Source organism: Rubrivivax soli, from assembly GCF_049810355.1.
Taxonomy (GTDB): Bacteria; Pseudomonadota; Gammaproteobacteria; order Burkholderiales; family Burkholderiaceae_C; genus Rubrivivax.
In genome coordinates, this window is sequence record NZ_CP187368.1 from 2,695,666 (window position 1) to 2,722,199 (window position 26,534).

19 protein-coding genes are annotated in these 26,534 nt (G+C 73.4%); 1 reads left to right on the plus strand and 18 read right to left on the minus strand.

From position 1 onward, the window contains the following. Positions 1 to 4: 4 nt before the first annotated feature. From ACPOLB_RS12195 to ACPOLB_RS12235, 9 genes are read right to left on the minus strand one after another with little or no spacing between them, the layout of a single operon-like run. Complete coding sequence (locus ACPOLB_RS12195) at positions 5 to 1,174, minus strand: HD-GYP domain-containing protein (protein ID WP_425261635.1); 1,170 nt, start codon at positions 1,172 to 1,174, stop codon at positions 5 to 7. Next, on the minus strand, positions 1,171 to 2,049 hold the full coding sequence (locus tag ACPOLB_RS12200; RefSeq protein ID WP_425261636.1) for a ribose-phosphate diphosphokinase: 879 nt from the start codon (positions 2,047 to 2,049) through the stop codon (positions 1,171 to 1,173). Before ACPOLB_RS12200 ends, ACPOLB_RS12195 begins: the two co-directional genes overlap by 4 nt. Then, a complete protein-coding gene (locus ACPOLB_RS12205; protein WP_425261637.1) occupies positions 2,046 to 3,611 on the minus strand; it encodes a thymidine phosphorylase family protein in 1,566 nt (521 codons plus the stop codon). The genes ACPOLB_RS12200 and ACPOLB_RS12205 overlap by 4 nt, the downstream gene beginning before the upstream one ends. A gap of 30 nt (positions 3,612 to 3,641) precedes the next feature. Continuing rightward, complete coding sequence (locus ACPOLB_RS12210; protein WP_425261638.1) at positions 3,642 to 4,385, minus strand: lysophospholipid acyltransferase family protein; 744 nt, start codon at positions 4,383 to 4,385, stop codon at positions 3,642 to 3,644. Next, positions 4,382 to 5,686: a dihydroorotase gene (locus ACPOLB_RS12215; RefSeq protein WP_425261639.1), complete on the minus strand. Its 1,305-nt coding sequence runs from the start codon at positions 5,684 to 5,686 to the stop codon at positions 4,382 to 4,384. Before ACPOLB_RS12215 ends, ACPOLB_RS12210 begins: the two co-directional genes overlap by 4 nt. Continuing rightward, complete coding sequence (locus tag ACPOLB_RS12220; protein WP_425261640.1) at positions 5,683 to 6,645, minus strand: aspartate carbamoyltransferase catalytic subunit; 963 nt, start codon at positions 6,643 to 6,645, stop codon at positions 5,683 to 5,685. The genes ACPOLB_RS12215 and ACPOLB_RS12220 overlap by 4 nt, the downstream gene beginning before the upstream one ends. Continuing rightward, positions 6,645 to 7,142, minus strand: coding sequence for a bifunctional pyr operon transcriptional regulator/uracil phosphoribosyltransferase PyrR (gene pyrR, locus ACPOLB_RS12225; RefSeq protein ID WP_425261641.1), 498 nt, complete (start codon positions 7,140 to 7,142; stop codon positions 6,645 to 6,647). Before pyrR ends, ACPOLB_RS12220 begins: the two co-directional genes overlap by 1 nt. After that, on the minus strand, positions 7,139 to 7,537 hold the full coding sequence (gene ruvX, locus ACPOLB_RS12230; protein ID WP_425261642.1) for a Holliday junction resolvase RuvX: 399 nt from the start codon (positions 7,535 to 7,537) through the stop codon (positions 7,139 to 7,141). Before ruvX ends, pyrR begins: the two co-directional genes overlap by 4 nt. Then, positions 7,534 to 8,109 (minus strand): YqgE/AlgH family protein, encoded by a 576-nt coding sequence (locus ACPOLB_RS12235; protein WP_425261643.1) that lies wholly within the window; start codon positions 8,107 to 8,109, stop codon positions 7,534 to 7,536. The genes ruvX and ACPOLB_RS12235 overlap by 4 nt, the downstream gene beginning before the upstream one ends. Positions 8,110 to 8,174: 65 nt before the next feature. On the opposite strand from ACPOLB_RS12235, the gene ACPOLB_RS12240 reads away from it, so the two are divergent. Then, positions 8,175 to 9,620 carry a cryptochrome/photolyase family protein gene (locus tag ACPOLB_RS12240; RefSeq protein WP_425261914.1) on the plus strand — a complete coding sequence of 482 codons (1,446 nt, stop codon included), beginning with the start codon at positions 8,175 to 8,177 and terminating at the stop codon, positions 9,618 to 9,620. Here the strand turns inward: ACPOLB_RS12240 and ACPOLB_RS12245 are convergent. The 9 genes from ACPOLB_RS12245 to ACPOLB_RS12285 form a co-directional block, all read right to left on the minus strand. Next, positions 9,587 to 10,132, minus strand: coding sequence for an N-acetyltransferase family protein (locus tag ACPOLB_RS12245; RefSeq protein ID WP_425261644.1), 546 nt, complete (start codon positions 10,130 to 10,132; stop codon positions 9,587 to 9,589). The genes ACPOLB_RS12240 and ACPOLB_RS12245 overlap by 34 nt on opposite strands. Further along, positions 10,129 to 11,082, minus strand: a complete 954-nt coding sequence (locus tag ACPOLB_RS12250; protein ID WP_425261645.1) for an alpha/beta hydrolase family protein — start codon at positions 11,080 to 11,082, stop codon at positions 10,129 to 10,131. The genes ACPOLB_RS12245 and ACPOLB_RS12250 overlap by 4 nt, the downstream gene beginning before the upstream one ends. After that, entirely contained in the window at positions 11,079 to 14,183 is a 3,105-nt protein-coding gene (locus ACPOLB_RS12255) for an efflux RND transporter permease subunit (protein WP_425261646.1), read from the minus strand. Before ACPOLB_RS12255 ends, ACPOLB_RS12250 begins: the two co-directional genes overlap by 4 nt. 10 nt (positions 14,184 to 14,193) lie before the next feature. Then, positions 14,194 to 15,306 carry an efflux RND transporter periplasmic adaptor subunit gene (locus ACPOLB_RS12260; RefSeq protein ID WP_425261647.1) on the minus strand — a complete coding sequence of 371 codons (1,113 nt, stop codon included), beginning with the start codon at positions 15,304 to 15,306 and terminating at the stop codon, positions 14,194 to 14,196. Between the two features lie 14 nt (positions 15,307 to 15,320). Further along, the gene (locus ACPOLB_RS12265) at positions 15,321 to 16,055 is read right to left on the minus strand and encodes a TetR/AcrR family transcriptional regulator (protein WP_425261648.1); all 735 of its coding nucleotides are present in this window, start codon (positions 16,053 to 16,055) and stop codon (positions 15,321 to 15,323) included. A 70-nt stretch (positions 16,056 to 16,125) separates the two neighbouring features. Beyond that, positions 16,126 to 17,160, minus strand: a complete 1,035-nt coding sequence (locus tag ACPOLB_RS12270) for a GGDEF domain-containing protein (protein ID WP_425261649.1) — start codon at positions 17,158 to 17,160, stop codon at positions 16,126 to 16,128. 19 nt (positions 17,161 to 17,179) lie between these two features. After that, positions 17,180 to 23,419 carry an Hpt domain-containing protein gene (locus ACPOLB_RS12275; RefSeq protein ID WP_425261650.1) on the minus strand — a complete coding sequence of 2,080 codons (6,240 nt, stop codon included), beginning with the start codon at positions 23,417 to 23,419 and terminating at the stop codon, positions 17,180 to 17,182. A 190-nt stretch (positions 23,420 to 23,609) separates the two neighbouring features. Beyond that, complete coding sequence (locus ACPOLB_RS12280; RefSeq protein WP_425261651.1) at positions 23,610 to 25,943, minus strand: methyl-accepting chemotaxis protein; 2,334 nt, start codon at positions 25,941 to 25,943, stop codon at positions 23,610 to 23,612. Between the two features lie 60 nt (positions 25,944 to 26,003). After that, positions 26,004 to 26,534, minus strand: coding sequence for a chemotaxis protein CheW (locus tag ACPOLB_RS12285; RefSeq protein ID WP_425261652.1), 531 nt, complete (start codon positions 26,532 to 26,534; stop codon positions 26,004 to 26,006).

The window sequence follows — 26,534 nt, forward strand, 5'->3', positions numbered from 1 at the left end:
CGCTTCAGGGCGGCAGCAGCCCGTAGACCTGTTCCGGCAGCACGCGCGGCAGGTCGGCGCGCTCGGTCACCGGGCCCACGATGGCGTGGTCGGTGGCCGCCGTGTCGCGCTGCGGCGCCTGCGTGACCGGCCTGCCGCGCGCGTCGAGCACGGCCACGGCCTGCACCGCGGCGCCGGCTGCCGCCCGGTGCGTCACCACGGCGATGTCGCCGTTGCGCAGCCGCACGAAGTCGCCCGGCGGGTACACGCCCACCGCCTTGATCAGCGCCGCGGCCAGCGGGCTGCCGGCCTCTTCCTGGAACAGCTGGCGGGCCGCCATCTGCGGCAGCAGCGGCGCGCGCAGCGCACGCGGGCTGATCTTGGCCATGAAGACGTCGGCCGCACGCAGCAGCCGCGCCAGGTCGTCGACCTGCTCCAGGCCGCGCGGGTAGCCGCCGCCGCCGGCCTGCTCGTGGTGGTGTTCGACCAGCGCCAGCCACTCGGCGTCGATGATGCCGCCGTCGCGCAGCTTCTGGGCCGAGGCCCGCGGGTGGGCGCGGATCTCGTCCATCTGCCGCTTGCCCGGCGGGTCGGTCTGCTCGGCCATGCGCGCCTGCAGCTCGACGATGGACGCGTTCATCGTGAGCGCCGCGCGCACCAGCGTGCGCACGCGCTCGGGCGGCAGGCCGAACACACGCGCCGTCAGCTGCACCACGGTGGCCGTGTGCAGCGCGTGCGCCAGGCCGTACAGCGCAAAGCGCCGGTCGTCCTGGCGCACGCACAGGAACAGCGCGGCGTCGGGGTGGCGGTCGACGAGCGCGGTGTGGATGTCGGCCCGCGCCTCGATCGCGGCGCGCTGCGCGGGGTCGCGGCCCAGCGTGCGCAGCAGCGTGTCGAGCGCCCACAGGTGCTGCTCCCAGCCGTCGAACAGCGTCGGGTCGCGCCTGGCCGCCGGGCGCGGCGCGCCCGCTGCCGCGGCCTGCGCCCGGGCCTGGCGCACGGCCTCGGCCTCGGCCCAGACGACGCAGGCGCCGCGCTCGAACAAGGCGTCGAGCTGGCGTGCGCCGGCGATGGTCTGGCCTGCGGCCAGCAGCAGCCTGCCCTGCGCGTCGAGCACCTGGAACGGCAACGGCACGCCGGCTGCGACGAGGTCGGACACCTCGAGCAGCGGTTGACGGCGCTGCGCGTCGTTCACACGGGACTCAGCAGCGCGTCCGCGAGCAGCGGCACCACCGACACGGCGTTGCTGGCGTGCGGCACGGTGTCGGTGCTCCAGATGCGGCGCACGCCGGCCGCCTGCGCCTGGGCCATCGCGTCGCCGACGAAGAGCGCGTGCGTGACGACGGCGTCGACGCGCGCCGCGCCGCGCGCCAGCACGCCGCGCGCGGCGGCCGCCAGTGTGCGGCCGGTGCTGGCGACGTCGTCGAACAGCACCACGTCGCGGCCGGCGACGTCGGCGCCGGGCAGCGCCACGTCGACGTCGTGGTCGCCGTGGCGCTGCTTGTGGCACACGGCGTGGTCGAGCCCGTGCGCGCGCGCCGCGACGCCGACCCACTGCGCCGCCTCTTCGTCGGGCCCCAGCAGCAGCGCGCCGGGCACCTGCCGCGCCACGAAGCCGCCGAGCAGCGGCGCGGCGGTCAGCGCCACGCCGCGCCGGCCGGGCACGACGGCGTCCATCGTCGGCACGCGGTGCAGGTGCGGATCGACCGTGACCACGGCCTCGAACCAGGCCGCCAGCGCCCGGCCCAGGTGGCGCTGGCTCACCACCTCGCCCGGCGTGAAGGCCATGTCCTGCCGCATGTAGGCCAGGTAGGGGCTGACCAGCGTGAGGTGCCGCGCGCCGAGTTCGCGCGCGCCTGCCGCCGCCAGCATCAGCTCGGCGAGCTTGTCGTTGGGCTGGTGCAGCCCGCGCAGCACGGCCACGCGCTGCGGCAGCTGCGGCGGCAGGCGCAGGCGCGTTTCACCGTCGGGGAAGCGGTGGCGCCCGATCGGCGCCAGCGGCCAGCCCAGCGCGCCCGCCAGTGCCTGGGCCAGGGGCCATTCGTCGTCGAACGCTAGCAGCAGGCTCATGGTGCGGTGGTCCTGGTCGGGCCGACCGTCGCCGCGGTGGCGGCGGGATCGATACGCACGGCAGTATCGTGCAGGGCCTGCTGCCGCGCAAAGCCCAGATCGGCGGCGAACTGCGCATGCAGGCGGTACAGCGGCTGGCCGCGGCGCACGCGGCTGCCCAGGTGCACGAACAGGTCCAGGCCGGCGCCTTCGACCTGCGGCGCACCCGACAGCCGCGCGATGCGCGCCAGCCGCAGGTTGTCGATGCCGGTGACCACGCCGTCGGCCGGTGCCGGCACCTCGAACACCAGCGGCCCGGGCCGCGGCGGGTCGGCGCGGCGGCCCTGCGCATCGATGATGGCGTTCATGCGCGCCAGCGCGCGGCCCGACGCCAGGATGTCGCGCGCGATGCGCACGCCGTCGCCGGCGCGCACTGCGGGGTCGAACTCGATCACGCGGCCGGCCAGCTGCAGCGCCTTCTCGCGCAGGTCGGCCGGCGCCTCGGGGTCGCCGCGCAGCACCTGCAGCACGTCGCGCGCCTCCAGCACCGGGCCGATGCCGCGCCCGATCGGCTGGCGGCCGTCGGTCAGCACCACCTCCAGCTGCAGCCCCAGGCGATCGGCCACGTACTCGAACAGCCGGCGCAGGCGCTGCGCCGCGGCGTCGCTGCGCACCTTGGCGGCCGGGCCCACGGGGATGTCGAGCACCAGGTGCGTGGAGCCGGCGGCGATCTTCTTGCTGAGGATCGACGCCACCATCTGCCCCGGCGAGTCGATGGCCAGCGGCCGCTCGACCGAGATCAGGATGTCGTCGGCCGGCGACAGGTCGGCCGTGCCGCCCCAGGCCAGGCAGCCGCGCGTGGCGTGCACGATCTGCTGCAGCCGCTGCACCGGCAGTTCCACCCGGGCCAGCACCGCCATCGTGTCGGCCGTGCCCGCCGGCGAGGTGATGGCGCGCGACGAGGTCTTCGGGCACAGCAGGCCGTGTTCGGCCACGATGGGCACCACCAGCATCGAGGTGCGGTTGCCCGGGATGCCGCCGATGCAGTGCTTGTCGACCACCGGCGCGGCGGGCGCCGGCCGCGCGCCCGACCAGTCGAGGCGGCGGCCCACGGCGATCATGGCCTCGGTGAGGTGCAGCACCTCGTCGCGGTCGAGTTCGTACTGCTGCGTGGCGACGACGAAGGCCGCGAGCTCGATCTTCGCGTAGCGCGCCGCGGCGATGTCGCGCACCACGGCGTGCAGGTCGTCGCGGCCCAGGCGCTCGCCGCCGATCTTGCGGTGCAGCGCCGCCAGCGACGGCGGCGGCTCGGCCGGCTCGACGCGGGCCTCGCGGCCCTCGTCCACCTGCAGCCGCGCGAAGCCGTCCTCGCTGAGGCCGAGGTCGCAGGGCTGCACGATGCGGTCGTCGTCGACGACGTTCAGCACCGCGGCGATCGTCTGCCCGTTGGCGTGCACCGTCACCTTCTGCAGCGCCTGGAAGCCGGCCGCGCGCACGACCGGGCAGTCGCGGTGCAGGTAGGCGACGTTCTCGCGCCAGGTGTCGATGCCGACCCGGCGGATGCGCAGCGTGGGGCTTGTCATCGGCGCGACTCTATCCGGCCGCCCGCGCCTTCAGACCGCCAGCCGCTCGGCGATCAGCGTGCGCACGTGCTCGGCCAGCGCACGCCGGTCGGCGTGCCGCGTGCCTTCGGCCGTGACCACGTGCACGTGGGCCACCAGGCCGTCGGCACGCGCCAGCTTCCACAGCGTGCCGGCCAGCGTGGTGTCGTCCAGCCACTGCGCCGCCGGGCTGAACGCGTGGAGGCTGTCGGCGTAGCGCAGCGCCACCGGCTGCACCGGCAGCCCGGTGGCGATGGCGGCCTGCAGCAGGTTGGCATGGAAGGGCAGCAGCGTGGCGCCGTCGCCGGTGGTGCCTTCGGGGAACACCGCCACCGTGTCGCCGGCCTGCAGCGCCTCGGCCATCTGGTGCACCACGCGCAGGGCGTCACGGCGGCGCTCGCGTTCGATGTAGAGCGTGCCGCCGGCCGCCACCAGCCGGCCCACCAGCGGCCAGCGCTGCACGTCGGCCTTGCTGACGAAACGCGCCTCGGGGCAGACCGCGTGCACGGCCAGGATGTCGATCCAGCTGACGTGGTTGGCGACGATCAGCTTGGCTCCGGGGCGGAACGTGCCCTGCACCTGCAGCGCCATGCCCAGCAGGCGCAGCATCTTCGCCGACCACCACTGCACACGCTGCTGGCGGCCGCGCACGTCGAGCGCCGGAAAGCGCAGCAGCACGACGAGCAGGCCGTGCACGCCGTGCAGCACGGCGCGCGCCAGGCGCCAGGCGGCGCGGGCGGTGCGGGCGACGCTCAAGCGCGCTCGTAGGCCACGGTGCCGGCCACCAGCGTGGCGCACACGCGGCCGGGCAGGGCCATGCCGGTGGAGCCGAACGCGAACGGCGTGTGCTTGCCCTGGCTGGCCAGCTGTCCGGGCGTGACCTGCCAGGTGGTGTCGGGGTCGAAGACGCAGATGTCGGCGACCCCGCCTTCCACCAGCCGCCCGGCGCTGGAGGCCAGCGAACCGATGGCGTCACCCAGCACGCGCACGGGGTCGGCGGTCACGCGCGACAGCGTGCGGTGCAGCGGCAGGCCGGCGTCGGCGCCCCAGCGCAGCGCCAGGCTCAGCAGCAGCTCCAGCCCGGTGGCGCCGGGCTCGGCTTCGCCGAAGGGCAGGTTCTTCATGTCCTCGTCGACCGGGTTGTGGTCGGAGACCAGCGCGTCGATCGTGCCGTCGGCCAGGCCGGCGCGCAGGGCCTCGCGGTCGGCCTGCTGGCGCAGCGGCGGCGTCAGCCGCATGTCGGCGTTGAAGTAGCCGATGTCGACATCCGTCAGGTGCAGCGAGTTGATGCTGACGTCGGCCGTGACCGGCAGGCCCTCGGCCTTGGCCGCGCGCAGCAGCGCCACGCCGGCGGCGCTGGACAGCCGGCACACGTGCACGCGGGCACGCGTGGCCCGCACCAGTTCGAACAGCGTCTGCATCGCCACCGTCTCGGCCGCCACCGGCACGCCCGAGAGCCCCAGCCGCGTGGCCACTGCGCCCGAGGCCGCCACGCCCTTGCCCAGCCACGCGTCCTGCGGCCGCAGCCAGACGCTGTAGCCGAAGGTGGCGGCGTACTGCAGCGCGCGGTGCAGCACCAGGGTGTCGGTGACGGGCACGTCGACCTGGCTGAAGCCGACGCAGCCGGCCTCGGTCAGCTCGGCCATCTCGGTCAGCGCCTGGCCCTCGAGCCGCCGCGTCAGCGCGCCCAGCGGGAACAGCCGGCAGCGGCTGAGCTTGCGGGCACGGAACTTCAGCATCTCCACCAGGCCCGGCTCGTCGAGCACGGGATCGGTGTCGGGCAGGCACACGAGGCTGGTGACGCCGCCGGCCGCGGCCGCGGCGAGCTCGCTTTCCAGCATGCCCGAGTGCTCCTGCCCGGGCTCGCGCAGGCGCGCTGCGAGGTCCACCAGCCCCGGCGCGACGACGAGGCCCGTGGCATCGATGGTCCGCTCGGCCTCGAAGTCGACCGTGGTGCCGATGCCGACGATGCGGCCGCTGGCGATGGCGAGGTCGGCGGTCTCGTCGCGCCCGGAGGCCGGGTCGACGACGCGGCCATTGCGAATGAGGATCTTCATGCCTGGTTCCCCGCGATCGTGCTCATCACCGCCATGCGCACCGCGATGCCGAAGGTCACCTGCGGCAGGATCACGCTGTGCGCGCCGTCGGCCACGGCCGAGGCGATCTCCACGCCGCGGTTGATGGGCCCCGGGTGCATCACGATGGCGTCGGGCTTGGCCAGCGCCAGCTTCTCGGGCGACAGGCCGTAGCTCTTGGAAAACTCGCCGGCGCTGGGCAGCATGGCGCCGCTCATGCGTTCGTTCTGCAGCCGCAGCATGATGACGACGTCGGCGCCGCGGATGCCTTCGGCCATGTCGTGGCACACGCGCACGCCCATCGCCGCCAGGTCGCCCGGCACCAGGGTCTTCGGGCCCACGGCGCGGATCTCGGGCACGCCCAGCGTCGTGAGCGCGTGGATGTCCGAGCGCGCCACGCGCGAGTGCACGATGTCGCCGACGATGGCCACCGTGAGGTTGCTGAAGTCCTTCTTGAAGTGCCGGATCGTGTACATGTCCAGCAGCCCCTGCGTCGGGTGCGCGTGGCGGCCGTCGCCGGCGTTCACCACGTGCACGTGCGGCGCGCAGTGCTGCGCGATCAGGTACGGCGCGCCGCTCTCGCTGTGGCGCACGACGAACATGTCGGCGTGCATCGCGCTCAGGTTCGCGATGGTGTCGAGCAGGCTCTCGCCCTTGGCCGTGCTGCTCTTGTTGATGTCGAGGTTGATGACGTCGGCACTCAGCCGCTTGGCCGCGATCTCGAACGTGGTGCGCGTGCGCGTGCTGTTCTCGAAGAACAGGTTGAACACGCTCTTGCCGCGCAGCAGCGGCACCTTCTTCACGTCACGGTCGTTGACGCTGAGGAAGGTGCCGGCGGTGTCGAGGATCTGCGTCAGCACGGCGCGCGGCAGGCCTTCGATGGACAGCAGGTGGATCAGCTCGCCGTGGCTGTTGAGCTGGGGGTTGCGTCGATGCAGCATCAGGCGGGTTCCTTGACGGCAAAGCTGAAGCGGCCGTCGTCGCCGCGGGCCAGGCGCAGCGTCTGCGCCGGCGGCAGCGCGATGCGCGCGGCGGCGTAGGCCGCTGCGATGGGCAGTTCGCGCCCGCCGCGGTCGACCAGCACCGCCAGCGTCACGCTGGCCGGGCGGCCGAAGTCGAAGAGTTCGTTGACCACGGCGCGGATCGTGCGGCCGGTGTAGAGCACGTCGTCCACCAGCACGATGTGGCGGCCGTCGATCGCGAACGGCAGGCTGGTGGCGTCGCTGCCGGCGAGGCCGCGCGAGCCGAAGTCGTCGCGGTGCAGCGTGCTGCTGATGACGCCGTGGCTGCCGGGCAGGCCCAGGTCGCGCTGCAGGCGCTCGGCCAGCCAGGCGCCGCCCGACCAGATGCCCACCAGCGCCGCGTCCGGGCGCAACAGGCCGCGCACGCCTTCGCGCAGGTCGGCGTACAGGGCTTCGGCGTTCAGCGTCAGGGTCATGGCAGCGTGCGCAGGAATTGGTCGAGGATGATCGCCGCGGCCGCCGCGTCGGCATCGGCCGCGCCGGCGGCCAGGGCCTCGGTGGTGGTGTAGCGCTCGTCCACCTCGTGCACCGGCAGCCCGAAGCGGCCGTGCAGCTGGCGCGCGAAGCGCTGCGCGCGGCGGGTATTGTCGTGCGCGGCGCCGTCGGGGTGGAACGGCACGCCGACCACCAGCGCGTCGGGCTGCCAGTCGCGGATCAGCTGGCCGATGGCGGCGAAGCGCGCGTCGCCGTCCAGCGCCAGCGTCTTCAGCGGCGCGGCCTGGCGCAGCACGGTGTTGCCGCTGGCCACGCCAGTGCGGCGCAGGCCGAAGTCGAAAGCCAGGAACGACTGCGCCGCCGGCTGCGGCGTCATGCGTGCCCCGCCTCCTGCGAGAGCATGCGCGGGTCGAAACCCAGCAGCGAGAGCGCGCGGTCGTAGCGCTGCTCGATGGGGGTGTCGAAGATGATGGCCGGGTCGGCGTCGACCGTGAGCCAGCCGTTGCGGCCGAGCTCGTCTTCCAGCTGCCCGGCCTGCCAGCCGCTGTAGCCCAGCGTGACCAGGATCTTCTTCGGTCCGGCGCCGCTGGACAGCGCCTCCAGCACGTCCTTGCTCGTCGTCATCTCCAGCCCGCCGGGCACCGACATCGTGGAGCTGTAGGCGCTGCCGTCGTCGCCCAGCTTCTCGTGCAGCACGAAGCCGCGTTCGGTCTGCACCGGGCCGCCGAAGTACACCGGCAGCTCGGCCAGCTCGGCGCGGTCCAGGCTGAGCTCGACCTTCTCGAACAGGTTCTTCAGCGTGATGTCGATCGGCTTGTTGATCACCAGCCCCAGCGCGCCCTTCTCGTTGTGCTCGCACAGGTAGACGACGCTGCCGGCGAAGGTGTCGTCGGCCATGCCGGGCATGGCGATGAGGAACTGGTTGGTCAGATCGATGCGGCTCGCCATGCGGGCATTTTATTCGCGGCACACTCCGGCCCGTGAACAAACCGATCGACCGCGCGCTGGTGTGGATGCGCCGCGACCTGCGCACCGACGACCATGCGGCACTGCACCATGCGCTGCGCGCGGCGCGGCGCGTCTGGTGCGTGTTCGTGTTCGACCGCGCCATCCTCGACGCCCTGCCCCGTGCCGACCGCCGCGTGGAGTTCATCCGCGACAGCCTGATCGGTGTCGACGCCGAGCTGCGCGCGCTGGGCGCCGCGCACGGCGTCGACGGCGCCGGGCTGCTGGTGCGCCACGGGCAGGCGGTGGACGCGGTGCCGCAGCTGGCGGCGCAGCTGGGCGTGCAGGCCGTCTATGCCAACCACGACGACGAACCCGACGCGCTGGCCCGCGACGCCCGCGTGCGCGGCCGCCTGGCCGACGCCGGCGTGGTGCTGCACACCGGCAAGGACCACGTCGTCTTCGAGCGCAGCGAGGTGCTGACGCAGAGCGGCGGCCCGTTCTCGGTGTTCACGCCGTACAAGAACGCCTGGCTGCGCAAGCTGAACGACTTCTACCTGAAGAGCTACCCGGTGCAGCCGCACGCCGCGGCGCTGGCCCCGCTGCCGCCGGGCGAGCGGCTGCCGACGCTGGCCGACATCGGCTTCGCGCCCACCAACCTGCACCAGCTGAAGCTTCCCAGCGGCCCGGCCGGCGGCGCCGAACTGCTGGACGACTTCCTCGACCGCATCGACCGCTACCACGACACGCGCGACTTTCCGGCCGTCAAGGGCCCGAGCTACCTCAGCACGCACCTGCGCTTCGGCACGGTGTCGATTCGCCGGCTCGCACGCGCCGCGCACCAGCGCATGGTGGCGGGCTCGCGCGGGGCCGAGGTGTGGCTGTCCGAGCTGATCTGGCGCGACTTCTACCACCAGGTGCTGCACCACCACCCGCGCGTGGTGGGCGCGGCGTTCAAGCCCGAGTACGACAAGATCCGCTGGGAACACGGCAAGCACGCCGACGCGCTGTTCGCCGCCTGGTGCGCAGGCCGCACCGGCTATCCGCTGGTGGATGCAGCCATGCACCAGATCAACCAGACCGGCTACATGCACAACCGGCTGCGCATGGTGGTGGCGAGCTTCCTGACCAAGGACCTGGGCCTGGACTGGCGCCGCGGCGAGGCCTACTTCGCGACCCACCTGAACGACTTCGACCTCGCGGCCAACAACGGCGGCTGGCAGTGGGCGGCGTCCAGCGGCTGCGACGCGCAGCCGTACTTCCGCATCTTCAACCCGGTGAGCCAGAGCGAGAAGTTCGACGCCGACGGCCGCTTCATCCGCCGCTACCTGCCGCAGCTGGCCGGTCTGCCGGACAAGCTGATCCACGCCCCGTGGCTGGCCCGGCCGGTGGACCTGGCCGCGGCCGGGCTGGAACTCGGCACGCACTACCCGCTGCCGGTGGTGCAGCACGACGAAGCGCGCGCGAAGACGCTGGCGCGCTACGCCGTGGTGAAGTCGTCGTCGTCGGGCTGAGCGGGCGCCGTTGCGGCGTCTGCGCGCGGATCGGGGCAGCGCACGAAGCCCAGGCTGGCGTACAGGTGCTCGGCCGGGTTGCCTTCGCTGACCACCAGCCGCAGCAGGGTCTCGTCGCCCGCCGCCAGCCGGGCCATCGCACGCTGCAGGCCGGCGCGCGCCAGGCCGCGGCGCTGCCAGGCCGGGTGCGTCATCGTGAAGGCGACGAAGGGGCCGCCGACGTAGAGCGTGATCATCGTCGCGGCCACCAGCCGGCCGTCGCGCACGACGACCTCGGAGCACGCCCACAGCATGGTGCCGAAGTCGCCGGCGAACAGCTGCGCGATCGTGTCCCGCGCGTCGTCCAGCGTCTCGCCTTCGTCGTCGATGGTGCCTTGGTAGGCGTCCAGCACCAGCTGCGCCAGGGGGTCCAGGTCGGCGGGCGTGGGCGGCCGCGCCGACGGATCGGCCGGGGCCGCGGCGGCGCCGCCGTGCCGCAGCGGCGCCGCCATGAAGTGGCGGATCGGGCTCATCCGGCGGCCCCCGTGCTGAAGCGGGACAGCAGCGCGCCGAAGCGCTCGGGCCAGGCGCGCAGCGCGCTGTCGTCGCCGTCGAACACGCTGTGCAGGAAGGCGACCGCCAGCGCCTGCGTGGCCTGCTTCAGCGCGGCGTTCGGCACCCGGTCGGTGAAGACGCTGTGCGAGCCCGCGGCGAAGACCGCCAGCGTCTTGCGGCGGCTGCCGGTGGCCTCGAAGACCTTCACGCGGTCGGCGGCGTCGCTGTAGTAGCCGGGGATGCGGATCACGTCGTCGGCGGTGGTGACGTGCAGCGTGGGCACCGTCACCGCACCCAGTACCCGCTCGAGCGCGGCCTCGCCATAGAAGGGCGGTGCCGACAGCACGATGGCCGCGCGCACGCGCGGCTCGCGCAGGTCGAGCACGCGGCCGTCGCGCTCCACCTGCGCGCCGGCGGCGAGCAGCGAGGTGTTGGCGCCGTAGCTGTGGCCGGCGGCGACGATGCGGCTGCTGTCGATGCCGGGCTCGGCCGCCAGCAGCTGGTCGAGCGCGAAGCGCAGGTCCTGCACGCGCGCGATGGCCTCGGCGTCCTGCGCTGCGCCCTGCAGCCGGCCGACGACGCCGAACACACTGCCCTGCCAGACGCTGCGGTCGCTGCCCACGTGCTGCAGGTGCAGGCTGGCCACGCCCTGGCTGGCGAAGTGGCTGCCGAGGTAGCTGTAGCCGCGGCGCGAGCCGCCGATGCCGTGCGAGAACACCACCAGCGGCACCGGCCGCGCGGCGCTGGCGCCGGCCGGCAGGTACAGCCGCACCGGCACGGCGCGCCCGCGGGCGGCGTCGAACCAGTCGAAGTCGGCGACGCCGACTGCGCCCTGCGCCCCGCCATCGGCACGCAGCGGCCCGCCCAGCGCCAGCAGCAGCGCCGCCGACGCGCCGCGCAGCAGCAGCAGCCGGCGCTCGGGCGTCATGCGCCGGCCTCCGGCGTGGCGGCACCCGGCGCCGCCCTGCGGCGGCGGCCCAGCAGCCGCTGCAGGCCTTGCACGGCGTCGTCGACGTAGGTGAAGAGCACGGGAATCACGAGCAGGCTCAGGAAGGTGGAAGTGATCAGGCCGCCGATCACGACGATCGCCATCGGGCTGCGGAAACTGGGGTCCACGCCCAGACCCGCCGCGATCGGCAGCATGCCAGCAGCCATCGCGATCGTCGTCATCACGATGGGGCGCGCGCGCTTGCGGCAGGCGTCGAGCGTGGCCTCCCAGCGCGCCATGCCGTGGTCGCGCCGCGCGAGGATGACGTAGTCGATGAGCAGGATGGAGTTCTTGGTGGCAATGCCCATGAGCATGATGAGGCCGATCATCGAGGGCATCGACAGCGCCGTCTGCGTGATGAACAGCGCCAGGATGGCCCCGGGCACCGACAGCACCAGCGCGCCCAGGATCGTCACCGGCTGCACGAAGTCCTTGAACAGCAGCACCAGCACGATGTAGATGCAGATCACGCCGGTCAGCATCGCGAGGCCGAAGCTGGCGAACAGCTCGGCCATCGCCTCGGCGTCGCCGAGCTCGGCCTGGCGCACGCCCGGCGGCAGCTGCGCCAGCGAGGGCAGCGCCGCCGCCGCGGCCTGCACGTCGCCCAGCGGCTGGCCGTTGAGCTCGATCTCGATGTTGATGTTGCGCGCGCGGTCGTAGCGGCTGATCAGCGCCGGGCCGCTGTCGATGGACAGCGTGGCCACGTTCGACAGCGGCACCGGCCCGCGCGCGCCCGGCACCGGCAGCCGCGACAGCAGCGCCAGGTCGGTGCGCGCCTCGGCCGGCAGGCGCACGACGATGGGCACCTGGCGCTGGCTCAGGTTCAGCTTGGCCAGGCTCTGGTCGTAGTCGCCGGCGGTGGCCACGCGCAGCGTCTCGGCGATCGCCGCCGAGGTGACGCCCAGGTCGGCGGCCCGCGCCGGGTCGGGCCGCACCACCAGTTCCGGCCGCACGAGGCTGGCGCTGCTGGTGACGTTGCCGATGCCCGGGATGCCGCGCAGCTCGCGCTCGACCAGCTGCGCGTGCGCCAGAAGCACGCGGCCGTCGTCGCCCGACAGCGACAGCACGTACTTCTCGGAGCTGCCGCCGAAGCCGACTTTCACGCGCGCGCCGGGCAGCACCGCCAGGCGCTCGCGCAGGTCGGCCTCGATGTCCTGCTTGCTGACGCCGGGGCGGTCGCTGCGCGGCGTCATGTTGATGGTGAGCGTGGCCTTGGTGACGTCCGCCGCGCCGGCACCGCCGGCAAAGGGGTCGCTGCCGGTGGCGCCGCCACCGACCGCGGTGTAGACCAGCTTCACGTGCGGGTTGCCCAGCACGATGCGGCGCGCGTTCTCCGCCGCGGCGGTCGACTCCTTCAGCGTGCTGCCCGGCGGCAGCGTCAGCGCCACCTGGGTCTGGCTGAGGTCGTCGGGCGGCAGGAAACCGGTGGGCAGCAGGCCGGCCAGGCCGAAGCTGCCGAAGAAGAACACCGCGGTGGCCAGCAGCGTGAGCACGCGGTGCTTCAGGCACCAGCGCGCCCAGCCCAGGTAGATGTCGAGCCAGCGCGGCTCGTGGTGCGCCTTCTTCGGCGGGCGCAGGATGTAGGCCGCCATCATCGGCGTCAGCAGCCGCGCGACGACCAGCGAGAAGAACACCGCGATCGCCGCCGTCCAGCCGAACTGCACGAAGAACTTGCCCGGGATGCCGCTCATGAAGGCGGTGGGCAGGAACACCGCGATCAGCGTGAAGGTGGTGGCGATCACCGCCAGCCCGATCTCGTCGGCGGCTTCCATCGCCGCCTGCATCGGCGTCTTGCCCATGCGCAGGTGGCGCATGATGTTCTCGATCTCGACGATGGCGTCGTCGACCAGGATGCCGACCACCAGCGACAGGCTCAGCAGCGAGACCACGTTGACGCTGAAGCCGAACACGTAGTGCATCACCGCGAAGGCCGGGATCACCGACAGCGGCAGCGCGGTGGCCGCCACCAGCGTGGCGCGCCAGTCGCGCAGGAACAGCCACACCACCAGCACCGCCAGCAGCGCACCTTCGTACAGCAGGTACATCGAGCCTTCGTAGTTCTCGACCACGGGGTCGACGAAGTTGAAGGCCTCGGTGACGGCGATGTCGGGGTGCTCGGCCTTCAGCGCCGCGAGCTGCGCGCGCACGCCGTCCATCACCTCGACCTCGCCGGCGCCCAGCGAGCGCTGGATCTCGAAGGCCACCACCGGCTGGCCGTCGAGGAAGGCCGCGCTGCGCGGCTCGGCGACGGTGTCGAGCACGCGCGCGACCTGGTCGAGCCGGATGCGGCGGCCGTCGGCCAGCGCCACCTCCATGCGCCCCAGCTCGGCGGCGCTCTGCACGGTGGCGATGGTGCGCACGCTCTGCTCGATGCCGCCGACGTCGGCGCGGCCGCCCGAGGCCTCCTGCTGCACGCTGCGCAGCTGGCGCGAGATGTCCGCCGCGCTGGCGTTCAGCGCCAGCAGCCGCGCCGGGTCGAGCTCCACGCGCACCTCGCGCGTGACGCCGCCGACGCGGCTGACGGCACCGACGCCGCGCACCGACAGCAGCTGCTTGGCCACCGTGTTGTCGACGAACCAGCTCAGCGCCTCGTCGTCCATGCGTGGCGAGGCCACGGTGTAGGTGAGCACCGGCGATCCGGCCAGGTTCAGCCGCGCGATCTGCGGGTCGCGCAGCTCGGCCGGCAGGTCCGAGCGCACGCGCGAGACGGCGTCGCGCACGTCGTCCACGGCCTGCTGGGTGGGCTTTTCCAGCCGGAACTCCACCGTCACCACGGCCAGGCCGTCGGAGACCGAGGTGTAGATGTGCTTGACGTCGGTGAGCGTGGCCACCGAGTTCTCGATCTTGCGCGCGACCTCGGTCTCCAGCTGCGCCGGCGCGGCGCCGGGCAGCGCCGCGGTGACGGTGACCGTGGGCAGGTCGATGTCGGGGAAGTTCTGGATCTTCATGCGCTGGAAGGCCAGCAGGCCCACCAGCGTGAGCAGGATGAAGAGCAGGACCGACGGGATCGGGTTCTTGATCGACCAGGTGGAGAAGTTCATGGCGGTGCCGTCACTGGGGCGCCGCGACGACGCGCACGGTGTCGCCGTCGACCAGGAACGCGCCGCCGCTGGCGACGACGCGGGCGTTGGCGGGCAGGCCGCCGAGCAGTTCGATGCGGTCGCCCACGCGCCGGCCCACCGCCACCTTGCGCTGCCGCACCTTGTTGTCGGGCTCGACGGTGAAGACGTGGCTGAAGCCGTCGCGCAGCAGCACCGCGCTCTGCGGCAGCGTGAGGCCGCTGCCGCTGCCGAGGTCGAACTCGCCGCGCGCGAACATGCCCGCCTTCAGCCCGGCCGCCGCCGGCAGGTCGACGTAGACCAGGCCGTTGCGCGTGGTGGCGTCGACGGTGGGCGCCACCATGCGCACGCGGCCGGCCACCGGGCTGCCGCCGGCCGGCGTGACCCGCGCCGCCTGCCCGGCCTTCAGGGCACCGATGTCGGCGGCCGGCACCTCGGCCCGCCACTCCAGCCGGCCCTGGCGGATCAGCCGGAACAGTTCCTGCCCGGCGGGCACCACCGCGCCGACCGTGGCGCTGCGTGCCGAGATCACGCCGTGGTCGGGCGCCAGCACCTGCGTCTGCGCCAGCCGCAACGTGGCCACCTGCAGCGCCGCGCGCTGCGCCTGCACGCGGGCCTGCGCGGTACGCTCTGCGGTCAGGTATTGCGTCACCTGTTGCGCGCTGTAGGCACCGCTGCCCTGCAGGTCGCGTGCGCGCTGCGCGTTGGCCGCGGCCTCGGCGGCGGCGGCCTCGGCTTCGGCGACGGCCGCCTGCACCTGCGCCAGCTCGGCACGCGCCATCTCGGCGCCGAAGCTCGCCAGCACCTGGCCACGGCGCACGCTGTCGCCGACGTTGACCCGGACCTCGGCCAGGCGCATGCCGTTGCTCTCGGCGCCGACGATGGCCTCCTGCCACGCGTGCAGGCTGCCGTTGGCCGCCACCTCCAGCGGCAGCGCCGCGGTCTGGGGCTGCGTCACGGTGACGGTGAGCGCCGGCTTGGTCGCGGCCGCTGCCGGCGGCGTGTCGGCGGCGCGCGCGGGGCGGGTGGCGTGCAGGGCCAGCAGCGCGGCCAGCGCGGTGGCCAGCATCACGGTGGAAGCCAAGGGAGACAGGGGCAGGCGCATGGGCGGTGCGGTCGTTACGGTGTCGGGGCATCACGGCGCGTGCAATGCGCCGGACGGGGGGAACGCGCGGCGGCGGCCGCGCGGCGGCGCTGGTGCTCGGCGTCGACCATCGCGAGGCCGAAGCGCGTGAGGCAGTCGCTCCAGCGGTCGATGGCGTCGGGTTGCGCGTGCAGGCCCGGCGCCAGCTGGTCGGTGACGTCGCGCCCCACGTGCAGATGCACGCCCAGGCCGGCCAGGCACACGGCCAGGCGCAGCAGGTCGTCGTCGGGGGCGGCGAGCTCGAACTCGCGCAGCAGCCGGGCCACCAGCGCGTCGTGCAGCGGCTGCACGCCGCGCGCCATCTCTTCCTGCCACAGCCCGGTGGGCTCGAGCATCTCGCGGAAGCGCAGCTTCATGCACAGGCGCGAGCCTTCGCCGTCGCGCAGCGGCTCCAGGAAGGCGGCGTAGAAGCCGCGCAGCGCGTCGGCGAGCGGCAGCGCGGGGTCGCTGCAGCGGGCGACGTCGGCGGCCGGGTCGCCCATCGGCGCGAAGAAGACCGCGCGGTACAGGCCGGCCTTGTCGCCGAAGTAGTAGCTGATGGACGCCACGTTGACCGCCGCCGCCTCGGCAAGCTCGCGCGTCGAGGTCTTCGCGAAGCCCTGCTGCGCGAACAGCACGAGGCCGGCGCGCAGCAGGCGCTGCCGGGCATCTTCGCCATCCTTGCGCGCAAGGTGGCCGGCGGCGGGAACGGCGGCGTGGAGCGGTGGCACGCGCGCCACTCTAGCGCGCAAATCAAACGTTTGTTTGACCTTTACAACCGGACGGCTGTCCGGGCACTGGCTAGAACAGCTCCATGTCGCCGACCCGGGCGCCGTCGTCGAGCTGGCCGCTGGCCACGAGCTCGGCGTGGCTGACGACCTGGTTGCGGCCGCGGCCCTTGGCGACGTACACGGCGCGGTCGGCGCGCTCGAACGCGCTGGACGGCGTGTCGACCGGGCGCACCTCGGTGAAGCCGACGCTGACGGTGATCTGTCCCACCCGCGGGAACGCGTAGCGCTGCACGTTCGCGCGCAGCCGCTCCAGCGCCCGCGCGGCGTCGGCGGCGCTGGCGCAGCGCATCAGCACCAGGAACTCCTCGCCGCCGAAGCGGTACAGGCGGTCGCTGAAGCGGAAGTTGGCGCGCATCAGCCGCGACAGCAGCAGCAGCACTTCGTCGCCGATCAGGTGGCCGTGCGTGTCGTTCACGGCCTTGAAGTGGTCGATGTCGATCACCGCCAGCCAGCTGCCCTGCGGGGTGCCGGCGCGCCGTGCGCCGGCGGCCGCCACGCCGGGCGGCGGGTGGTCGCTGGCGCTGCGCATGAAGGCCTCGTCGAAGGTCTTGCGGTTGAGCAGGCCGGTGAGGGTGTCGCGCTCGCTGTAGTCGAGCAGGCCCTGGAAGTTGCGGTACACGCGCAGGATGCTGGTGACCAGGCGGACCTGGTCGGCGTCCATGGGCTCGGGCGTGTCGAACTCGACGACGCCGACGACCTCGCGGTCGGTGACCAGCGGGAACAGGCTGCGCGCCGGCACCGCGGCCTCGGCGGCGACGAACACCGGCTGCTGCTGCTGCAGGCAGGCCTGGCGCTCGGGGTGGGCCTGCAGCCGCGGCAGCGTGTCGGGCTCCGCCCACAGCGGGTCGGCGGTGGCGGTGCTGTCGCCGGCGTGCAGGTGCGCCCGCGTCATCCAGCGCCGGTCGCCGGCGTCGCCGACGCAGCGGTACACCGCCACCCGCTCGGGGCGCAGCAGGTCGCGCAGCGCGCCCACCAGGGTCACGTCGAGCACATCGCGGTCGCGCAGGCCGGTGAGTTCGGCCAGGTGCTCGACGACTTGGGACATCGGTGCTGCCGGGCGCCGTTCAGGTCGGGATGTCGGCGCCGGCGTAGCGCGCCACCAGGGCCAGCAGTTCGTCTTCCGAGTACGGCTTGCCGAGGTAGTGGTCCACCCCCAGCGAGGCCGCGTACTCGCGGTGCTTCTGTGCGATGCGCGAGGTGATCATGATCACCGGCAGCGGCGCGAAGCGGGCGTCGGCGCGCACGTTGCGCACGAAGTCGAAGCCGTCCATGCGCGGCATCTCGATGTCCGACAGGATCACTGCCGGCGTCTCCTCGACCAGGCGCTCCAGCGCGTCCAGCCCGTCCTTGGCCGTCGTGACGCGGTAGCCCTCGCGCACCAGCAGGCGCTGCGTGACGCGCCGCACCGTGAGCGAGTCGTCGACCACCAGCACCAGCGGCGCCTGGCTGGCGGCCGGGAGCGGCTTGGGTTCGTCCGCCAGCGGGCCGGCAGGCGCGGCCAGCATGCGCTCGCGCGCCGACGGTCCGTACAACGTGGCCAGCGCCACCGGGTTGTAGATCAGCGCCACCGCGCCCGAAGGCAGCAGCGTCACGCCCGCCAGGCCCGGCAGGCGCGAAAGCTGCGGGCCGACGTTCTTGACCACGACTTCCTGGTTGCCGACGACTTCGTCGACGTGCAGTGCCACGCGCTGGCTCGCGCTGCGGATCACCACCAGCGGCTGCGTGCGCCCGCCGCTGGGGCCGCGCGTGCCGGCCTGCAGCAGCGCCGCGAGCCAGAAGAACGGGATGTCCTGGCCGTCGAAGCGGACCTGGCCGCTGGCATAGGCCGCTTCCACTTCCTCGTTGCGGGCGCGCTGCACGATCTCGATCAGCGTCGACGGCACGGCCACCGTGAGCTCGCCGCAACGCAGCATCACCACCTGGGTGACGGCGGTCGTCAGCGGCAGCAGCAGGCGGAACGCCGTGCCGCGGCCGGGCGTGAACAGCGTCTGCACGCGGCCGCCCATCGCGTTGACCTCGGCACGCACGACGTCCAGGCCGACGCCGCGGCCGGCGAGTTCGGTCACGCTGCTGGCGGTGCTGAAGCCGGGCGCGAAGATCAGCTGCGCGAGCTCGTCGTCGGAGACGGCCGCGTCGGCGGCGATCAGGCCGCGTTCGATGCCGCGTTCGCGGATGCGCGCCAGGTTCAGGCCGGCGCCGTCGTCGCGCACCTCGACGCCGACTTCGTTGCCTTCCTGCGTGATGCTGATGGCGATGCTGCCGGTGCGGTCCTTGCCCGCGGCTTCGCGCACCTCGGGCGGCTCGACGCCATGCGCCACGCTGTTGCGCAGCAGGTGCTCGAACGGGCCGGTCATGCGCTCGAGCACGCCGCGGTCGATCTCGATCGCGCCACCGGTGATGTCCAGCCGCACCTGCTTGCCGGTCTCCTTGGCCGCCTGTCGCACCGTGCGGTACAGGCGGTCGGCCATGCTCTCGAACTCGACCATGCGCGTGCGCAGCAGGTCGTCCTGCAGCTCGCGCGTGATGCGCGCCTGCGCGGCGAGCTGGTCTTCCGTGGACTGCAGCGTGCGCTGCAGGCTGCGCTGCAGGGTGGCGACGTCGTTCACCGACTCGGCCATGAAGCGCGTCAGCTCCTGGAAGCGCGTGAAGCGGTCCATCTCCAGCGGGTCGAAGGTCTCGGCCGCGGCCTTGGCCGCTTCCATGCGCGAGTTGATCTGCGTCTCGGCCTGCAGCTCGATGTCGCGCAGCTGGCGGCGCATGCGGTCCAGGCTGTCGGTCAGCTCGTTCAGCGACCCCTGCAGCAGCTTCACGTCGGAGTCGATGCGGGCGCGCGTGATGCTGACCTCGCCGGCCTGGTTGACCATGCGGTCGAGCAGGCCGCCACGCACGCGCACGGCCGCCATGCCGGCCGGTGCCGGCCGTTCGGCGGGCGCGGCGCGGGTGCTGCCATGGGCCTGGAAGCGGCTCCAGTCGATGGCTGCAGCGGGTGCCGCCACGCGCGGCACCGCAGGCGCCGCAGGCGCCGCCTCGACAGCCGCCGCGTGCGCGGCGCGGTCGATCGGCTGCGTCTGCTCGACGTCGACCAGCGCATCCGCGTCAGTCGTGGCGGCGTCGGCGGCGGCCGCGGGCGGCGCGTCGGCGCCGGTGGCTGGGGCCGTCTCGGCAGCACGCACCGCGCCGGCGGCCGGGTGGCGCAGCTGTTCGTAGGCGCCGACCATGTTGTCGGCGCGGCCCAGCAGCGGCTCGATGTCGGCACCGTGCACCTCGCTGCGTGCCACCAGCGCCTCGATGCCGGTCTCCAGCCGGTGCGCCATCTCGCCCAGGCGCATCGCGCCGGCCAGCCGCGCGCCGCCCTTGAAGGTGTGCAGCGTGCGCATGCACGACGCCGGCGCATCGGCGTCGCCCGGCCGGTCGATCCAGTCGCGCAGCCGCGCCTGCAGTTGCGGCAGCAGCTCGTCGGCCTCTTCCTCGAAGATCGGGAATAGTTCGTCGTCGATGGCATCGACGGCGTCGATGTCCTCGTCTTCAGCGACCTGCAGGTGCGGCGTGTCCAGCGCCGCATGCTGCGAGGGCTGCAGCTCGGGCGCCGGCGCGAACTCGGCCACCGGCTGCGGCGGCAGCGACGGCCAGCGCTCGTGGTCGGCCAGCCGCTCCATCAGGCCGGGTTCGACATCGCGCAGGAAGCCGGCCGCGAACTGGTGCAGCAGGCGGCGGATCTCGTCGGCGGCGTCGCTGAACAGCTCGGGCTCGCCGGCCCGGCCGCGGCCTTCGCTCTGCGAGCGCATCAGCGCGTGCTCGAGCGCACGCGCCAGGGCCGACAGCGCGGCGTAGCCCACGGTGGCCGAGTTGCCGGCCAGCGAGTGCGCCAGCGCCACGGCCGTCTCGGTGACGGCGTGGCGCTCGTGCTCGTGCGCCCACTCGGCCAGCTCGGTGCCGAGGCGGCGCGACTGCTCGTCGGCCTCGTTGAGATAGATGTTGAACAGCGGGATGCTGATGCGCAGGTCGCCGATGAGCTTGACCTGCTCGTCGTCGGCCGTCGGGGTGGGCTCGACGTCGGCAACTGCGTCGGCCGCCGGCGCGCCTGCAAGCTCGGGCTCGGGCTCGGGCTCGGGTTCGGTCACGGCAGCCGGAGCTGCGGCCTCGGCTTGCACCTCGGGTGCCGGCGCCGGCGCGGGGATCGGCTCGGGCTCGGGCGCGAACGCCGGCTCGGTCGGCAACGCGGCCAGCGGCTGCGGCGCCGTGTCGGCCTCGGCCGGCACCGTGGCCGGCACCTCGGGGCTGCCGCCGAAGTCGAAGTCGAGGTCGGCGAGGTCGAGCTCCAGCGCTTCAGGCGCGGCCGCGGCGTCGGGCAGGTCCGGCAGTTCGGGCAGCGCCGGTGCGGCCGTGTCGGCCGGGGCCGCCGCAGCGGCGTCGTCGAGCGCCGCCAGGTCGAGGTCGAAGCCGACGGTCTCGATGGGGGCGTTGCCCGGCAGCGTCGCCGCCTCGTCGAGCACGCCCTCGGTGGCCGGCAACGGCGGCAGCGGCGGCGGTTCGGCGTCCAGCGCCGGCAGCGCCGGCAGGTCCAGGTCGCTGGCGGCAGGCAGGTCGGGCACGCGCGCGGACAGCGTGCTGTCCGGCAACACCGCGGCCGGCGCGCTGGCGGGGGTGATGCCCGGCAGCGTGGCAGGCTCGTCGAGGTCGAAGTCGAGGTCCAGCGCCGCATCGGGCTGCGGCGCAGGCACCGGGGCCGGCAGCGGCTCCGGCGCCGCCTGCAGCGGCGGCAGGCCCAGCACGGGCGCCTGCGGCGGCAGCAGTTCGACGCGGCGGTCTTCCAGGCGCAGCGCATCGGCCGCCTGCACCACGGCGGGCGACGCGTGGCCGTCGTCGCGGCCGGCGGCGATGGCCTCGGTCCAGCCGTGCAGGTAGTCGAGTGCTTCGCCGGTGAAGGCGCGCAGCGCGGCGTCCATCGTCGCCGACACCGCCAGGCGCGCGTTGAACAGCTGCTCGCAGGCCCAGGCTGCCTCGCCGTAGTCCTTCAGCCCGACCATGCGCGAGCTGCCCTTGAGCGTGTGGAAGGCGCGGCGCACCGTCGTCATCTCGCCCAGGTCCTCGGGCTGCTGCGCCAGCCGCGACACGGCGGCCCGGGCGTCGGTGATGACCTCGCGCGCCTCCTCGATGAAGATCTCGCGCATCTCCGCGTCGTCTTCCAGCCCCGTCTGCCCCGGGGCCGCGACACGGGCCGGCGGCACCGGCGCCGGCGGCGGCAGGGCCTCGGGCGGCGGCGGCGCGAAGGCGGCCATGGTCTGCGCGAGCTCGTCGCGCACGGCCTGGCGTGCGCTGGCGTCGGTGGCCTGGTCGAGTGCCGTCTGCGCACTGCTCATCGCGCGCGCCAGGGCCGGCTGCTCGGCGGCCGCGGCCTGGCGCGACAGGCGCTCCAGTTCCTCGGCCAGCACGGCGTCGGGCACCTGCGCCTGCACCAGGGTCTGCGCCTGGTCCAGCAGCGCCGGCGTCTCGGCCACCGGCAGCGGCTCTTCGTCGAACGCGGCGAAGGCCGAGGGCTTCTCGCTCTGGCCCATCACGGCGCTCAGGCTGCCGGTCTCGGGGTCGTAGCGGAACAGCGACTTGGCGAGCTGCGGCTGCACGCTGAGCATGTCGATCAGGAAGCTCAGCGCACCCAGGTTGTCGGCCAGGCGGTCGAAGGTGCCGGCCTGCACCGCACGCTGCGGGTCGACCTCGGTCTGCGCCAGCGCGTCGACGTCGTCGCGCATGTGCAGCACGGCCTGCGAGGCCTGGTCCATGCCCAGCACCGACAGCACGCCGCGCATCGCCGACAGCTGGCCCGGCACCGGGATCAGCATCTCGCGCTTGGACGGGTCGCGGAAGTACTGGTCGATCTGCTTCTCGACCTCGGACAGCGAGGCACGCAGTTCCTGCACCACGCTGCCCATGGTCTGGCGGTCGCTGACGCGGCGGTACAGCTCCTCCATCCAGGTTTCCAGCGGCTGCGGGTCGGCCCCCAGGCGCAGGTCGTCGACGCGGCGCGCCAGCCGCTGCACGCGTGCGGCCAGCTCGGGGTGGTCGAGGTCGCCGTCCTCGATGGAGGCGTCCAGGTACAGCATCGCGGTGGCGACTTCCATCGCCAGCGGCGCCGGCGGAGCGGCCGCGGCGCCGACGGTCTGCGCCACGGCGGTCTGCAGCGCGTTCGCCAGCACGTCGCCCGACGGGAACAGGCGCTGCAGCGAGTCGCCGACCAGCGCGAACTGCTCGGCCAGCCCGGTCAGGCGGTGCAGCTCGCCGCCGGCCACGGCCGACCAGGCGTCCTTGGCGCTGGCCACGCGCTTCTTCGCCTGGGCGATCCAGGCCGGGTCGAAGCGGCCCAGCCGCGCGGTTTCGTAGTCGACGCCCGGTGCGGCGTCCAGGCCCCAGGCCCGGCGCACGATTTCCAGGCGCGAGCCGGGGCGCGGCGTCTTCGCGTTGGCACAGAAGAACAGCAGGTCCTGCGCCAGCCGGTCGGAGATGTCGTCCAGCCCCTTCACCGTGGTGCGCAGTTGCGAAAGCAGGCGCGACGCGATGCGCTTGCCGTAGACGTCGCTGGCCAGCAGCCCGTGCGCCTGCGCCTCGAAGAACGCCGCCGCCAGCTGCCACAGCGTGGCCAGGCGGCCGCTGCTGCCCGGGCGCGCGCCGTCGGCCTGCAACGCACCCGCGCCGAGGCCGGCGCAGAGGTCGCTCATGTGCCGGTGCAGGTGGCGGTCGGGGTGGCGCATCAACGCCAGCACCAGCGCCTCCATCGCGCTGCGCGTGTCGTCGTCGGCGGCACGCGGCTGCGCCGTGGGGTCGGCCGGGATGTCGTGCCAGGTCCAGTCGTGCTGCCACAGGTCGGCCGGATGCACGCGGTCGGCGCCCGCCAGCACCTGCACGGCACGGTACTGCGGGAACAGCGCCACCGGCGACACGGCCTTGCCCACGAGCATGCGCGCGAGGTAGTCGAGCAGCGCGAACGACGCCTTCTCGACCGTCTCGACCGCGCGCACGTCGACGATGGCGGGCTTGGCCGCCATGCGCTGCACCGCGGCCTCGCTCGCGCGCAGCACGTGCGCGGGCGCCGGCAGCCCCACGAGCTCGAGCGCACCCACGCCCTGGTGGATGTGCACGCGCGCCGTGCGCAGCACCGACGGATCGACGGCGTCGACGTCGGAGCCGCCCAGCGCCTCGGATTCCTTCAGGTAGCGTCGCAGCGCCTTGTGCGCCGTCTCCAGCGACTTGCGCAGCTCACCATGCACCCAGGCCAGCGCGCTGAGGTCGTCGTTCACTGTTGTGTTGTCCATCGCGACCACCGGTCAGTGCATCAGCCAAGCAGGCGCCGCGGATCCGGCTCGGCCGGTCCGCCAGCGCCGCCCCCCTGGGGTCGGGCTAGGTCGGGACGCTGGACGGTCCCTGCGGACCGTCCAGCGCCGGACGAAGGCAGGCCGGCATGCTTGCCGGCCTGCGGGCCGCAGGCGCTACGGGGGGGGGCCATCACTCCACCTTGAACCGCGCCACCGAGGCCTTCAGTTCTTCGGCAGTGCGCGACAGTTCGCGCACCATCGCGGCGGTCGAGCGCGTGCCCTCGCCGGTCTGCTCGGTCACGGCGAAGATGTGCTGGATGTTGGCGGCCACGACGTTGGCCGAGTCGGCTTCGCGCAGCGCCTGCTGCGAGATCTGCGCGATCAGGTCCGAGAGCTGGCGCGTCACGCGGTCGATGTCGCCGAGCGCCGAACCGGCGGTGTCGGACAGCCGCGCCCCTTCGACCACGCCCTGCGTGCTGCGCTCCATGGCGGCCACCGCGTCCTGCGTGTCGGTCTGGATGGTGCGCACGATGGCGGCGATCTGCCGCGTCGCGTCGCCCGAGCGTTCGGCCAGGCGCTGCACCTCCTCCGCGACCACCGAGAAGCCCCGGCCCGCTTCACCGGCCGATGCCGCCTGGATGGCGGCGTTCAGTGCCAGCACGTTCGTCTGCTCGGTAATGTCGGAGATCAGTTCGGTGATCTCGCCGATCTCCTGCGAGCTTTCGCCCAGCCGCTTGATGCGCTTGGAGGTCTCCTGGATCTGGTCGCGGATCGAGTTCATGCCGCCGATGGTGTTCTGCACCGCCTGCAGGCCGGCCTCGGCCGCCTGCAGCGACTGGCGCGCCACCTCGGCGGTCTGCTGCGACTGCGCGGCCACGTCGTTGATGCGGCCGGCCATCTGCAGCACCGATTCGCCGGTGTCGCGGATCTCGCGCAGCTGTTCGGTCGACGCCGCCAGCAGCTCGGTGGAGGTCTGCTCGACCTGCTGCGTGGTGTCGGTCACGCGCGCCACCGTGCTCTGCACCTGCGACACCAGCGAGCGCAGTTCCTCCACGGTGTAGTTCACCGAATCGGCGATGGCGCCGGTGATGTCTTCCGTCACCGTGGCCTGCTGCGTCAGGTCGCCTTCGGCCACCGTCTGCAGCTCGTTCATCAGCCGGAGAATGGCGGCCTGGTTGGCGTCGTTGACGCGCTTGGCTTCCTGCTCCTGGCGCTCGGCTTCCTGGCGCTGCACGTCGGCCTGGCGCGCACGCGTGGTCTGCGCGATCACGAACAGCCGCAGCAGGCCGAAGCCGCCGGCGCCCAGCGCCAGCAACGCCAGCAGGCCCGACAGGATCGTGCCCGGGCCGAACACGCCGCCGCTGCCCAGCTGGGTCTGCAGCGCGTCGAGGCCGCGGCGCAGCGGTTCGCTGTCGTCGACGATGGCCGCCTGCGCCTCGCGCGCGGAGACCAGGCCCTGCAGGTTGCCCAGGATGGCGCTGGCCTGCGTGCGCGTCTCGTCGTACTGCTTCAGCAGCTGCTGCAGCCGTTCACGGACCTGCGGGTCCTTGGTGCCGGGCAGGCGCAGCTCGGGGTTGCCGTTGATCAGGCCCTCGGCGATCTCGCGGAAGGAGTTCAGGTCCTTGCCGAGCAGGAACACGGCCTCGGCGCTGACGCCTTCCATCGTCTGGAACTCGTTGGCGCTCTTGCCGATGCGCTGCGTCAGCATCACCAGCTGGCCCACCGCCGACAGCTCGGAGGCCGAGGCGCCGCCCTGCAGCTTCAGCGACGACACCGTCTCGGCCGTCTCGAGCAGGTCGGCCGACTGGCGGTTGATGGTGCGCAGCGCGGTGCCCACCTGGGTCAGCGTCTTCTGCTGGCCGAGCACGATGCCGGCGCTCTTCTCGGCGCGGTCCACCAGCGGCAGCAGCTTGTCCACGTCCTCCTGCAGGGCGCCCGGAGCCGCCGGCACGTCTTCGTCGCCGTTCTTCAGGCCGCGCACGTTCTTGGCCAGCAGCTCGGTGCTTTCCTTCAGTTCGGGGAAGGCCGCCTGGTTGCCGATGAGCGCCTGCGACACCGACTTCGCCAGGCGCTGCGACTGCGTCTGCGCCTGGCCGGCGGCGCCGACCTGCGCGGCGCTGCGGTTGCTGGAGACCACCGCGGCGATACCGACGATGAACAGCAGCGCCAGCCCGCCGCCGAACAGCGACAGCAGCAGCCGCTGCTGTCGCGCCACCGGCCACTGGCCGATGAACGGCAGGCCGCTGCCGCCGGCGAGATCGGCCTCGTCGGCCTCGGGCGACAGACGCGTCTCGCTGTAGTCGTTGGCCATCTCCGAGGGCGCCGCCTCGGAGATGATGGACGAATCGACCCCGGCGCGTGTGACCGGCCCGGCGTCCGCCGTCAACGTGCCCGGCCCCAGGCGCACGGTGGCTTCCATCGGGTTCACGGTGGCGCCGAGCTCGTCGTAGGGACTGGCCTGCGCCTCGTCGGCGGAAGCCTGTTTGCCGCGGGCCAAACCCTTCATCCTGTCCAGCAAGCTCATGTCGTCCTCGTCTACGGATTCAAGCGGTGTTCGATGCGGGCGCGTGGCGGCGCAGGCCCGTCAGGCGGCGATGCCGAGAAACTGTTCGTCCTGCGCCAGCGCCTGCAGGTCGAGCTCTTGCCACACGCGGCCTTCGGCATCGCGCCAGCGGCCCCCGGCAAACGCCGGGCGCAGGCTGCCGTCGGCGGGCTCGGCCGTCATCTGCTCGGCGCTGCGCAGGCCGGCGAGCTTCTCGATCAGCAGCGCACAGTGGCTGCCCAGGTTGGCGTTCAACGCCAGCAGCTGGGCGTGCTCGCGCACGGCGTCGGGCGCCGACAGCGTGGGCCGCATGCCCAGGAATCCGGCCAGGTCGACCACGCCGTGCAACCCGCCGCGCAGGTTGGCGACACCGGCGAACCAGGGTTGCGTGTGCGGCACGGGCAGCAGGGTGCCGAGCGGAAAGATCTCGCCGGCGGCCGGCAGCGCCACCAGCAGGCCCTGGCCGGCGCACTCGACCGCCAGCCACGCCACGCTGCGGGCTTCGGTGCGCGCGGCCTGCAGCCGTTGCGCCAGGCGGCTCTGCAGTTCGCGGAGGGCTTCGCGGTTGGCCAT